Source organism: Stenotrophomonas maltophilia, assembly GCF_006974125.1.
GTDB classification, from domain to species: Bacteria; Pseudomonadota; Gammaproteobacteria; order Xanthomonadales; family Xanthomonadaceae; genus Stenotrophomonas; species Stenotrophomonas maltophilia_O.
In genome coordinates this window covers 2,612,512-2,624,286 of the sequence record NZ_CP037858.1, presented here as the reverse complement: position 1 = coordinate 2,624,286, position 11,775 = coordinate 2,612,512, and the positions used below count along the sequence as shown (strand labels likewise).

The following is an 11,775-nucleotide window of genomic DNA, read 5'->3' as shown; positions in this document are numbered from 1 at the left end:
AGCATCTTCCAGAGAGCGTATTCACAGCGTCAAGCGCCGTCAGTCAGGGTTGACGACGATGAATTGGCGGCAACCGCTCTTGCGCATGACGCATTCGGCCATTGCCGTTGCCCTGGAGCGGGATCACACTCGATCCGTGATCAATATCGTCCCCCTCAGGGGATGCAGGAGACCGTCATGAACCGCTCACTTGCTACCGCCCTTCTGCTGGCCGGTGCCCTCATGGCAGGCGGCGCCAATGCTGCGCCACGCGCGGTGACCGATCCGGAAGCCCCGCGCGCGCTGCAGGCCGATGGCCCGGTCAGCGTGAAGTGGGACGATCCGGCCAAATTCACCGAGATCCGCCAGAGCAGCAACCGCTTCGAGGCCGAACGCGGCGACTGGGTCCAGCAGCTGGCGCGCTACGTGCAGACCACCGCAGCCAAACCACTGCAACCGGGGCAGACCCTGGATGTGACCCTGGTCGACATCAAGCGAGCCGGTGACTACGAGCCGTGGCATGGCCCCCGCGGGCGCGACATCCGCATCATGCGCGACATCTACCCACCGCGGATCACCCTGCAGTACACGTTGAAGGACGCCAGCGGCCGCATCGTCAGTGAAGGTGACGCACGCCTGAGTGATACCGGCTACCTGCACAACGTTGGGCTGAAGAGCGAAAGTGATCCGCTGCGCTACGAGAAGCGCCTGATCGATGACTGGGTCAAGCGCCAGCTGGCCAGCCAGGCCACCGCCGCGCGTTAGGCCCCTCGGTCGACACGCATTCACAGCGCCGACCAAGGTCGGCCGCTACCAGGGCCGCGCATGGCGACCGCTGCGCGCTAGGCCCCTCGGTAGGTGTCGACCTTGGTCGACACGCACTCACAGCGCCGACCAAGGTCGGCCGCTACCGGAGCCGAGCGTGGGCCCGGCTCTACACGTACACCTTCGCCACGCGCTTGACCGCGCACGGCAGCTGGTACGCGCTCACGCCGCAGCGCGGCGCCAGTTCAGACAGCGTCGGCGCTGAACCCCACAGTTCCACCACGCTGCCGATGCCAGCCTGCGCATGCGCGGTCAGGTCCACGGTCAGCATGTCCATCGACACGCGCCCGATCAGCGCACCGGGCTGGCCGTCGATCAGCACCGGCGTGCCATTCGGGGCGAACTGCGGATAACCGTCGGCATAGCCGAGCGCGACCACACCTACGCGCGTGCGTGCCTTCGAGACAAAGCGCGCGCCATAACCCACCGGTTCACCTGCCTCGATCCAGCGTTCGGCGATCACCTTCGACTGCATCGTCATCACCGGGCGCAGGCGCGCGGTGATCTCCGAAGCCTCCGGCAGCGGGTTGGCGCCGTACAGCATCAGGCCCGGGCGGACCCAGTCGCTGCGCACGTCCGGCCAGCCCAGCAGCGCCGGCGAATTGCACACGCTGGTCTCGCCCTCCAGGCCGTCGATGGCCCGCGCGAAGGTCGCCGCCTGTTCGTGGGTGCGCTCGCTGTCCAGCTCATCGGCACGTGCCAGGTGGGTCATCAGCACGATGCGCTCGACCTGGGGCAGCGCTGACAGGCGCGCATGCGCCGCGCGGAAGCTGTCCACGTCCAGGCCGAGGCGATGCATGCCGCTGTCCAGCTTCAGCCACACCGTCAACGGGCGCGGGCTGTCGAAGGCGGCGACGGCCTCCAGCTGCCACGGCGAACCGACGGCGAACCAGAAATCATGCTCGGCCACCAGCGCCATGTCGCTGGGTTCGAAAATGCCTTCCAGCAGCAGGATCGGCGCACGGATGCCGGCCTGGCGCAGTTCCAGCGCTTCTTCGATGGTGGCCACGCCGAAGCCATCGGCCTCGTCTTCCAGTGCCTGTGCACAGCGCACCGCGCCATGGCCATAGGCATCGGCCTTGATGATCGCCAGGGCCTTGCCACCGCCCAGTTCACGGGCGAGCCGGTAGTTGCTGCGCAGGGCGCCCAGATCGATCAGCGCGCGGGCAGGACGCATGTGCGGTTCTCGTGTTGCGGCGCGTGACCGTACTGGCCGTAGCGGAAAATATCCAGACCTTCGGTGCTGATCTGCGGCTGGCGCGCGCTCATCAGGTCGGCCAGGTAGCGGCCCGAACCGCAGGCCATGGTCCAGCCCAGCGTGCCGTGACCGGTGTTGAGGTACAGGTTGCGGAACGGCGTGGCGCCGATCACCGGCGTGCCGTCCGGCGTGGCCGGGCGCAGGCCGGTCCAGAACTGCGCGCGCGACAGGTCGCCGCCCTTCGGGTACAGGTCGCTGACCACCAGTTCCAGGGTCTCGCGGCGGCGCTGCGACAGCGACAGGTCGAAGCCGGCCACTTCGGCCATGCCACCGACGCGGATGCGATCGTCGAAGCGGGTCACCGCCACCTTGTAGCTCTCGTCGAGGATGGTCGAGGTCGGTGCCATCGCCGGGTCGGTGATCGGCAGGGTCAGCGAGTAGCCCTTCAGCGGGTACACCGGCAGGCGCATGCCCAGCGGTGCGACCAGCGCTGGCGAGTAGCTGCCCAGTGCAACCACGAAGCGGTCGGCGGTTTCCAGCTTGCCGTCGATGCGCACGCCGGTGATGCGGTCGCCATCGAACTCCAGGCCGGTGATGTCCTGGTCGAAACGGAACTCGACGCCGGCGTCCACGCACATCTGCGCCAGGCGACGGGTGAACAGCTGGCAGTCGCCGGTCTGGTCACGCGGCAGGCGCAGCGCGCCTACCAGGCCATCGACGTGGGCCAGGGCCGGTTCGGCCTGGATGATGCCGGCACGGTCCAGCACCTCGTACGGCACGCCGTACTGGGCCAGGATCTCGATGTCCTGCGCCGAGGCATCCAGCTGCTGCTGGGTGCGGAACAACTGGGTGGTGCCCAGGTCGCGGCCTTCGAACTCGATGCCGATCTGCGCGCGCAACTCGTTCAGGCAGTCGCGACTGTACTCGGACATGCGCACCATGCGCGCCTTGTTGATCGCGTAGCGCTCGTGGGTGCAGTTGCGCAGCATCTGCCACAGCCAGCGGTACTGGGCCAGGTCCATGCCCGGGCGGATCGCCAGCGGCGCGTGCTTCTCGAACAGCCAGCCGATCGCCTTCTTCGGCACGCCCGGCGCCGCCCACGGCGAGGTGTAGCCGAACGACAGCTGGCCGGCATTGGCGAAGCTGGTCTCCAGCGCCGGGCCGGGTTGGCGGTCGATGACCGTGACTTCAAACCCGGCCTGTCGCAGGTACCAGGCACTGGTGGTGCCGATCACGCCGCTGCCGAGAACTAGGACTCGCATGGGACTTCTCCAACCCGATCATTCCCTGCACTGGAGCGTGCCGGGACCACAATTGGGGAAGTATAGACAGCCGATACCAGTTGATTTGCCTGATTTGCAATCAACCAGCAGGATGTTCTCCTGAGATTCACTCCCCAAGGTTGACGGCCATGGCCACCCGTACCCGCGAACTGGACAAGATCGACCGCAAGATCCTGCGCATCCTGCAGGCCGAAGGCCGCATCTCCTTCACCGAACTGGGTGAGCGGGTCGGCCTGTCCACCACCCCGTGCACCGAGCGCGTGCGCCGGCTGGAGCGCGAGGGCGTGATCACCGGTTACCACGCCCATCTGGACCCTGCGGCGGTGAAGGCCAGCCTGCTGGTGTTCGTCGAGATCAGCCTGGCCTACAAGTCCGGCGACATCTTCGAGGAATTCCGGCGCGCGGCCCTGAAGCTGCCCAACGTGCTGGAGTGCCACCTGGTGTCGGGCGACTTCGATTACCTGCTGAAGGCACGGATCAGCGAGATGGCCTCCTACCGCAAGCTGCTCGGCAGCACCCTGCTGACGCTGCCGCATGTGCGTGAATCGAAGAGCTACATCGTGATGGAAGAGGTGAAGGAAACGCTGAGCCTGCCGATTCCGGACTGAGCTGGCTGCGGGGGTGGGGTCAGAGCCCGCTGTGCGGGATCCGACCCCGATCAGGGGGCTGCGTGCGAAGGTCAGATCCCGCAACGCGGGCTCTGACCCCGGATCCGTCAGCGCTGCTGCGGATGCTTCTGCGGGCGCTGCTCCTGCTGCTTGCCGCCCTTGTGCGACTGCTGCGGTTCCATCTGTTGCTGTTGCTGTTGCTGCTGCTGTTGCTGTTGCTGTTGCGGGTTGCGGCCCTGCGGTTCCTTGCCGGGATGACGGTTCTGCTGGTTCTTCATGATCGCGATCCAGTGGACGAAGGACATGCGGCGGCGGAATGCCGGCGCAGGGCCACGGTGGTCCCGGAACGGTTAATCGCAGGCGAAAAAGCAGTGATCGGGAAGGTGTTGTTTTCGGAGGTTCAGCTGCGCCGCCGGGCGCGGCCTTACCGGATCTGCTGGCCGTCGCCCTGCGGCACGCTGTCGAGATAACGCCCGGTGCGCGAATCGAACACGCGGTTGGGACCGGCCGGGCGCACGCCGGGAATGATGCGACCGTTGCGGTCGTAGACCTTGTCGACCGGCTTCGGTACCGGCGTCGGCGCGACCTGGGCCGGCCCCGTGGACTTGATCGGCTGCGCCGGCTGCGGTGAGGGCAGTACCTGCGGCTGCGGGCGCGCGGCCTGTGGTGGCGGTGCCACCGGGGTGGGCGCCACGGTGCTGCTGCTGCGGGTGGCGGTCGGATCGGCGGTCGGCACCTGGGCCAGCGCCGACGCAGGCAGCAGGGCGATCAGCAACAGGGGAAGGGGCGATTTCATGGCACGCTCCGGCGTGGATCGTCTTCACCATGCGCCACCCCCTGTGTGCCGCCCATGAACGGCCATCACACTTGCAAGGTCGCTCCATCACCCCCACGTTTTCCCGCATCCCCAGGCCATCGACCCCACGGAGCGCCGCCATGACTGCCTTCGATCTGACGCCCCCCACCGCCACCCAGACCGAGGCACTCGTCGCCGGCCTCAGCAGCGAGGAGCGCCGCGTGCTGCTGCAGCACGGCACCGAAGCGCCGTTCTGCGGGGTGTTCCTCGACAACAAGCGCGAGGGCGTCTACTGCTGCCGGCTGTGTGCGCTGCCGCTGTTCCGCTCCAGTACCAAGTTTGATTCCGGCACTGGCTGGCCCAGCTTCTTCGCCCCGTTCGACCCGGCGCACGTGCGCGAGATCCGCGATACCAGCCACGGCATGGTGCGCACCGAGATCACCTGTGCGCGTTGCGGCAGCCACCTGGGCCATGTGTTCCCGGACGGCCCGCCGCCGACCTACGAACGCCACTGCCTGAACTCCGTCTCACTTTCGTTCACCGGCAATGGCGAGCCCTGGCCCGATCCACTGCAGCGTGGCGGTGCCGAGGCCGGCGTGGCGGGCTGAAATACCCCGCTGACCGATTTCACAGAATTCCCTCTTCAGAAAACCAGGCGACGGGCCGACAAGGAGATATCCCCTCTCCTTGCGTCGCGCCATGCTCATCATCGTTGGATTCCTGGTCGTCATCATCAGCGTGATCGGGGGCTACCTCGGTGCCCACGGCCGCCTGGGTGCCCTCTGGCAACCCTACGAACTGGTCATCATCGGCGGCGCCGCGCTCGGCGCATTCCTGGTCGGCACCCCGGCCAAGACGGTCAAGCAGACCCTGCAGGCGATGGTGGGCGTGTTCAAGGGCCCACGTTACAAGCAGCAGGACTACATCGATGTGCTCAGCCTGCTCTATGAACTGCTGAACAAGGCGCGCCGCGAAGGCTTCATGGCACTGGAAGACCATGTCGAGCGCCCAGCCGAGAGCGCGTTGTTCGGCAACTACCCCAAGGTGCAGGCCGACCACCACCTGATCGACTTCATCACCGACTGCCTGCGCCTGATGATCGGCAGCAACATCGAGCCGCACGAGCTGGAACCGCTGCTGGAACTGGAGCTGGAAAAGCACCACGCCGAGGCGATGGCACCGTCGCAGGTGATGAACAAGGTCGCCGACGGATTGCCCGGTTTCGGCATCGTGGCGGCGGTGCTGGGCATCGTCATCACCATGGGCTCGATCGGCGGCGATATCGTCGAAGTAGGCGGCCACGTGGCCGGTGCGCTGGTCGGCACCTTCCTCGGCATCCTGCTGGGCTACGGTTTCGTCGGCCCGATGGCAGCGGCAATGGAAGCGCGCGCCGAACAGGACAGCCGCATCTACGAATCGGTGAAGACCGCCCTGCTGGCCTGCCTGCGCGGCTACAACCCGAAGATCGCACTGGAATTCGCCCGCAAGACGCTGCCGTCGAACGTGCGCCCGGCCTTCTCCGATTTCGAGCAGCACCTGAAGACGGTCAAGTAAGCCATGGCCGAGAACAAGCCCACCGTCATCGTCCGCCGGGTCAAGAAGGCCGGCCACGCCGCCCATCATGGCGGTTCATGGAAGGTGGCCTATGCCGACTTCGTGACCGCGATGATGGCCTTCTTCCTGGTGCTGTGGCTGATGGCCACCACCAACAAGAACGACCGTGCAGCCATTTCCGAGTACTTCCGCAACCCCAGCCCGCTGAGTGGCCAGAACGCCACGCCGGCGCCCGGCATGGCCGGCCCGGGCGGCGCCAGTACTTCGATGATCAAGCTGGGCGGTGCCACCGACATTTCGCGTGGCAACAGCAACGATCCCTTCCAGAACCAGAAGGAAGCAGTACCGCAGCCGGTGGACCAGCAGCAGCGCGACAAGCAGCAGCTGGAGCAGCTGATGAAGGAGTTGCAGGAAGCGATCAGCAGGAGCCAGGCGCTGGAACCGTTCAAGGACCAGCTGCTGCTGGACCTGACCCCGGAAGGCCTGCGCATCCAGATCGTGGACAAGCAGAACCGGCCGATGTTCGACCTTGGCAGTGCCACGCTGAAGCCCTATACGCAGCAGATCCTGCACGAGCTGGCCGAGTACCTGAACCATGTGCCGAACCGGATCAGCCTGACCGGCCACACCGACATCACCGCCTATTCCGCCGCACGCGGCTACGGCAACTGGGAACTGAGCGCCGACCGTGCCAATGCCGCACGCCGCGCGCTGGTCGATGGCGGCCTGGATGACAGCAAGATCACCCGCGTGGTCGGCCTGTCCTCGTCCGTGCTGTTCGACAAGACCGACCCGCAGAACCCGATCAACCGCCGCATCAGCATCGTAGTAATGACCAGGGCCGCCGAGGAGGCCGCCCTGGCCGGTGCCGGCCCGCAGGTGGGGCTGTCGGCGCCGACCGTCGACCCGGATGTGCAGGCCGCGCAGGGCAAGGCACCGGCAGAGGCCGCCGCGCCCGCCGTGGCGCGCTGATTGAACCGGGGTCAGATCCCTTTCCATGGAAAGGGATCTGACCCCATCTGCGTGCGGCCGCTACAATGGCGGTCTTTCCGTTTCCAGGTGACCCCACCCCATGTCCCAGAACTCCAAGGCCAAGCGCGACAAGCGCAAGAAGCAGCAGGCCAAGCGCCCGTTCCTGCGCCTGAACGCCCAGCAGCAGGTGCAGAACCATGCCGTGCTGACCAACGAAGACGGCCAGGTGGTCGCCGCCATCGGCCTGCAGGGCCGTGAGTGGCTGCTGGCCATCGGTGGCCAGACCATGGGCAACGCCGAGAACCCGGTGCCGATGCTGGCCATGCTCAAGCACCTGTCCAACGTGCAGGAAAAGGAAGGCCGCAAGGTCAACCTGGAGTACTCCGAACTGCTGCAGAAGCTGCTGGACACCCTGGCGGCCGAATCCGGCCAGACCGCTGACGAATATCTGGACAAGCTGGTTGCCGAATTCGAAGGCGTCGACGCTGCTGAAGGCGAGGAAGGCGAAGCCGCCGAGGGCGACGTGGCCGAAGCCGCTGCTGCCGACGCCGAGGCCGCGCCGGCCGCTGACAGCGACAGCAAGCCGCAGGCCTGAACCGGCCGCGGCGGTGACGGTCTACGTCGATGACGCGGTGCATCCCTGGCGCGGACAGCGCTGGGCGCACCTGATGGCCGACACCCTGCCCGAGCTGCACGCCATGGCGGCGCAGCTCGGCATTCCAGCGCGGGCCTTCCAGAACAAGGCCAGCGGTGCACACTACGATGTCACTGCCGAACTGCGCGCACAGGCGATTGCGCTCGGTGCAAGGGCCATTTCCCGGCACGCCGACCGCGAGCTGGTCAAAGCGGTGATCGCCAACGCCCGGGCGCAGTACCGGCCATAGGCCGGCGTTGGGGGCTACCCCTTGCTGTGGTGGGTGCGGACCTTGGTCCGCACATCGGCACAGGGCATGCCAACCAAGGTTGCCATCCACCTATAGGCGGGCTCCGCACCCACCTACCGGCCTCAGAACGGGTCGCTGCCCAGCCGGATTTCCACGTTCAGCAGCGAGCACAGCGCCAGCATCGCGTCGTCGTCGCGGGTCAGTGCCATCATCCCGGTGAAGCCGTCGCTGCCGGCATCCACGCTCCACAGCGTGTAGTTGTGCTCGCGCAGGCGGTCGAAGGCGGTGGACATCAGCTGCACGCCGTCCAGGCCTTCGGCGAAGTCCTCGTCATCCAGGTCACCGCCCCAGTCCAGCTGCAGGTTGAAGCGCGCCGACAGCTCGTTCACCGCCGACTGCAGCGATTCCAGGTCATCACGCTCCACCTCGAAACCGGACTGCCAGGCAATGGCCGTGAACAGGGCCGGCAGCCAGTCGCTGTCCGCTTCCAGCGGCTGCCCGTCCTCGGCCAGATGCTCGCGCCAGCGGTTGAACTGCTGCAGGGCCAGCTCTTCGTCGCCCGGGTTGATCAGCACCAGCAGGTTCCAGACCCGGGCCTCGAAGCCGTCTTCGTCGAAGTCGTGGATGTCTTCCTCGAAGTCGAAATAGTCGCTGTTGTCGGGCATGGTGGAACTTCCTCTGGGGCAGGCCGGCATTCTACGGTTTATCCTGTGCCGCTGAAGCCGGCCTTGGTGGCCGTCACTGTGAATGAAGCGATGAGCGATACCCCTCCCGACCACCTGGCGATCAACCCGGCCAGCCCCTTCCATGATGCGCAGGCGCTGGAGCGCGGCGTTGGCGTGCGTTTCAACGACGTCGAGCGCGACAACGTCGAGGAATACTCGGTCAGCGAAGGCTGGATCCGCGTTCAGGCCGGCAAGGCCCGCGACCGCCGCGGCAACCCGATGACCATCAAGGTCAAGGGCAAGGTCGAGGCGTATTTCCTGGAAACGAAGCCGGAATAAGCGCGGCTCTCGGATCCTGGGGTCAGATCCCCTTCCTGCGGAAAGGGATCTGACCCCGATCGACGCCGCCCGACCGCAGCGTCATTCGCGCTTGCGCGATTCCAGCAGGTCCAGGTTGCGGATCAGGCGCCGCGAGATCTCGTCGGAGATCACCCCGCGCCGGGTCAACCGGAACAGCTCCTCGCGCTCGGCATTGAGGCCTGCGCTGCGCAGCTGGCGGTAGCCCATTTCCATGCGCCGGACCTTCTCCGGGTCCACGTCGGGCCCATCACTGTCGCGCTCCAGGTGGCGCTGGTACAGCAGGCTCACCCGCGACGCAGCGTCGTTGTACAGCTGCACGTTCTCGGTGTTCTGGTTCATCACCAGCTGCTGGCGCATGCGCTCGACCCCGGCCAGAGCGGCCTTCGACGACAGCCGGCGTGCCAGGTCCTCTTCCTTGCGTTCGCCTGAATCGGCCGGCAGCTGCAGGCCCTTCAGCAGCTGTGGCAGCGCGATGCTGGCGCCCAGCAGCGAGAACAGGATCACCGACGCGGCCAGGAAGATCACCAGGTCACGCGCCGGGAACGCACTGCCATCGGGCAGGAACAGCGGCAGGGTCAACACACCCGCCAGCGTGATCGCACCACGCACGCCGGCCACCGAGGTGGCCACCACGATGCGCCAGTTCGGTGCCTCGCCGCGCTCCAGGCCGCGGCGCCGCGCGCGCAGCAGGTTCCAGCGCAGCGACAGCCACACCCACAACAGGCGCAGCACCACCAGCGCCAGGTTGATCACCACCACGTACACCAGCAGCCACCACGCACTCTGGTGGCCGCTCTCGTTCATGGTGGTGGTGGCGCGCTCGACGATGCCCGGCAGCTGCTCGCCCAGCAGCACGAACATGATGCCGTTGAAGCTGAACTGCAGCATGTTCCAGACCCCGGCGCGCTGCACGCGCATGCTGCCGGAAACGCGGCCGGTCAGCTCGACATAGCTCATCGCGATGCCGGCGGCGACCGCGGCGAGAATGCCCGAGGCATGGATCTCTTCGGCCAGCAGGTAGGCCGCGAACGGAATGAGCAGGTTGACCAGCATCGCCGCGCCCGGCTCCTCGCCGAAGCGGCGCCACAGCCAGCGCTGGAAGGTCGACACACCGAGGGTGACCGCCACGCCCACCGCCAGGCCGGCCACCGCCACCCACACGAAGGTCAGCGAGGCCGTGGCCAGCGAAAAGGTGCCGGTCATCACTGCGGCCACCGCGAAGCGGAAGCAGACCAGGCCGGACGCATCGTTCAGCAGCGACTCGCCTTCCAGGATGTGCATCAGGCGCTTGGGAATCGGCGCCTTGGAGGCGATCGCACCGACTGCCACCGGATCGGTCGGCGACACGATCGCCGCCAGTGCGAAGCACACCGCCAGCGGCATCACCGGAATCAGCCAATGGATCAGGAAGCCGGCGCCGATGACGGTGAACACCACCAGGCCGAACGCCAGCTCGAGGATTGCGCCCTTGTCGCGGAACAGGCCCTGTTTGGGAATGCGCCAGCCATCGAGGAACAGCAGCGGCGGCAGGAACAGCAGGAAGAACACTTCCGGCTCCAGCGCATGGCCGCGGTTGAATACCCCGGCGATGACCGCGCCCAGCCCGATCTGCACCAGCGGCAGCGGCAACGAGAACGGCAGGACGCGAACCAGGTAGCCGCTGGCGACAACGGCCACCAGCATCGCCAGGACGACTTCAATGGTATGCATGCTTCTTCCAGGAAGCGGCGCGTGGGGAGGCTCGGAAGGCCAGCGCCGGAAACCCGGAAAAAACTACCACATGCGGCTGCAGGCGCGACGACGGGGATGGCCCGGCGTCAGCCCCGGCTCATGCCGCCCCATCGAAGCGGTACAGGTCCATGGCCAGGAAACCGGCGTCGATGCCGGCATCGATGCGGCGTGCACCGAAGCCGCCCTCGCCCGCCGCGCCCATCGCGAAGAACAGCGGCAGCAGGTGCTCGTCGGTCGGGTGCGCGCGCTCGGCGAACGGTGCCTGCCGGCGATAGTCGAGCAGGGCCTGGCGGTCGTCGGCAGCCAGCCGCTGCTCCACCCACTCGATGAAGGGCCGCACGTAAGGCGCTTCCTTGCCGTCCTGGTAGTCACCCCAGTCGTGCAGGTTGTGGGTGATGCTGCCCGAGCCGACCAGCAGCACGCCCTGTTCGCGCAGCGGCGCCAGCGCACGGCCCAGCGCGAACTGATGCTCGGGTCCGAGCAGCGGCTGGATCGACAGCGGCACCACCGGGATGTCGGCCTGCGGGCGCAACAGCCGCAGCGGCACCCAGGCACCGTGGTCGAGGCCACGCTGCGGGTCGAGCGCCACCGGCAGGCCGGCGGCGGCGATGCGGCCGGCCACCTCTTCGGCCAGCGCCGGATCACCTGGCGCCGGGTACTGCAGTTCGAACAGCGCGCGCGGGAAGCCGCCGAAATCGTGGATGGTCGGCGGCTGCGGATGCGCACCGACCAGCGGCTGCCGGCCCAGCCAGTGCGCCGAGGCCATCACGATGGCGCGTGGCGTCGGCAGATCGCGCGCCAGCTCGGCCAGACGCACGCCAACCTGGCCCGGATGCAGGGCGGTCATCGGCGAACCATGCGAGATGTACAGCGATGGCAGGCGGGACATGGAATTCTCCAGTTGCAGGATCAGGCGACGA

The 11,775-nt window shown here is 67.1% G+C and carries 15 protein-coding genes; 8 read left to right on the top strand and 7 right to left on the bottom strand.

Translation table 11 applies throughout. The features are described 5' to 3' along the window. Positions 1 to 177: 177 nt before the first annotated feature. Positions 178 to 744: a DUF3016 domain-containing protein gene (locus EZ304_RS11890; RefSeq protein ID WP_142807170.1), complete on the top strand. Its 567-nt coding sequence runs from the start codon at positions 178 to 180 to the stop codon at positions 742 to 744. Between the two features lie 169 nt (positions 745 to 913). Here EZ304_RS11890 and alr read toward each other — a convergent pair whose 3' ends face one another. Beyond that, positions 914 to 1,981 (bottom strand): alanine racemase, encoded by a 1,068-nt coding sequence (gene alr / locus EZ304_RS11885; RefSeq protein WP_142807169.1) that lies wholly within the window; start codon positions 1,979 to 1,981, stop codon positions 914 to 916. Further along, positions 1,960 to 3,264, bottom strand: a complete 1,305-nt coding sequence (locus EZ304_RS11880) for a D-amino acid dehydrogenase (RefSeq protein WP_099552571.1) — start codon at positions 3,262 to 3,264, stop codon at positions 1,960 to 1,962. The genes alr and EZ304_RS11880 overlap by 22 nt, the downstream gene beginning before the upstream one ends. 149 nt (positions 3,265 to 3,413) lie before the next feature. On the opposite strand from EZ304_RS11880, the gene EZ304_RS11875 reads away from it, so the two are divergent. Continuing rightward, positions 3,414 to 3,893, top strand: a complete 480-nt coding sequence (locus tag EZ304_RS11875) for a winged helix-turn-helix transcriptional regulator (protein WP_005407919.1) — start codon at positions 3,414 to 3,416, stop codon at positions 3,891 to 3,893. 107 nt (positions 3,894 to 4,000) lie between these two features. On the opposite strand, the gene EZ304_RS11870 is transcribed toward EZ304_RS11875, so the two are convergent. Continuing rightward, complete coding sequence (locus tag EZ304_RS11870) at positions 4,001 to 4,198, bottom strand: lana protein (protein WP_142807168.1); 198 nt, start codon at positions 4,196 to 4,198, stop codon at positions 4,001 to 4,003. Positions 4,199 to 4,317: 119 nt separating this feature from the next. After that, positions 4,318 to 4,689: a classical arabinogalactan protein 4 gene (locus EZ304_RS11865; protein ID WP_142807167.1), complete on the bottom strand. Its 372-nt coding sequence runs from the start codon at positions 4,687 to 4,689 to the stop codon at positions 4,318 to 4,320. 140 nt (positions 4,690 to 4,829) lie between these two features. On the opposite strand from EZ304_RS11865, the gene msrB reads away from it, so the two are divergent. From msrB to EZ304_RS11840, 5 genes are all read left to right on the top strand, one after another. Further along, the gene (msrB, locus tag EZ304_RS11860) at positions 4,830 to 5,297 is read left to right on the top strand and encodes a peptide-methionine (R)-S-oxide reductase MsrB (protein ID WP_049432331.1); all 468 of its coding nucleotides are present in this window, start codon (positions 4,830 to 4,832) and stop codon (positions 5,295 to 5,297) included. 91 nt (positions 5,298 to 5,388) lie between these two features. Continuing rightward, positions 5,389 to 6,243 carry a flagellar motor stator protein MotA gene (gene motA, locus EZ304_RS11855; protein WP_099552568.1) on the top strand — a complete coding sequence of 285 codons (855 nt, stop codon included), beginning with the start codon at positions 5,389 to 5,391 and terminating at the stop codon, positions 6,241 to 6,243. 3 nt (positions 6,244 to 6,246) lie between these two features. Then, positions 6,247 to 7,215, top strand: coding sequence for a flagellar motor protein MotB (gene motB / locus EZ304_RS11850; protein ID WP_099552567.1), 969 nt, complete (start codon positions 6,247 to 6,249; stop codon positions 7,213 to 7,215). Between the two features lie 100 nt (positions 7,216 to 7,315). Beyond that, on the top strand, positions 7,316 to 7,810 hold the full coding sequence (locus EZ304_RS11845; RefSeq protein ID WP_099552566.1) for a hypothetical protein: 495 nt from the start codon (positions 7,316 to 7,318) through the stop codon (positions 7,808 to 7,810). A 13-nt stretch (positions 7,811 to 7,823) separates the two neighbouring features. Continuing rightward, positions 7,824 to 8,099: a DUF4031 domain-containing protein gene (locus tag EZ304_RS11840; RefSeq protein WP_099552565.1), complete on the top strand. Its 276-nt coding sequence runs from the start codon at positions 7,824 to 7,826 to the stop codon at positions 8,097 to 8,099. Between the two features lie 122 nt (positions 8,100 to 8,221). On the opposite strand, the gene EZ304_RS11835 is transcribed toward EZ304_RS11840, so the two are convergent. After that, positions 8,222 to 8,764 carry a DUF6630 family protein gene (locus tag EZ304_RS11835; protein ID WP_142807166.1) on the bottom strand — a complete coding sequence of 181 codons (543 nt, stop codon included), beginning with the start codon at positions 8,762 to 8,764 and terminating at the stop codon, positions 8,222 to 8,224. Between the two features lie 90 nt (positions 8,765 to 8,854). Between EZ304_RS11835 and EZ304_RS11830 the strand changes: the two genes are divergently transcribed. After that, a complete protein-coding gene (locus EZ304_RS11830; protein ID WP_012509930.1) occupies positions 8,855 to 9,103 on the top strand; it encodes a DUF3297 family protein in 249 nt (82 codons plus the stop codon). 81 nt (positions 9,104 to 9,184) lie between these two features. On the opposite strand, the gene EZ304_RS11825 is transcribed toward EZ304_RS11830, so the two are convergent. After that, positions 9,185 to 10,834 (bottom strand): Na+/H+ antiporter, encoded by a 1,650-nt coding sequence (locus tag EZ304_RS11825; RefSeq protein WP_099552563.1) that lies wholly within the window; start codon positions 10,832 to 10,834, stop codon positions 9,185 to 9,187. Between the two features lie 118 nt (positions 10,835 to 10,952). Next, a complete protein-coding gene (locus tag EZ304_RS11820) occupies positions 10,953 to 11,744 on the bottom strand; it encodes a dioxygenase family protein (protein ID WP_142807165.1) in 792 nt (263 codons plus the stop codon). Positions 11,745 to 11,775: the final 31 nt, after the last annotated feature.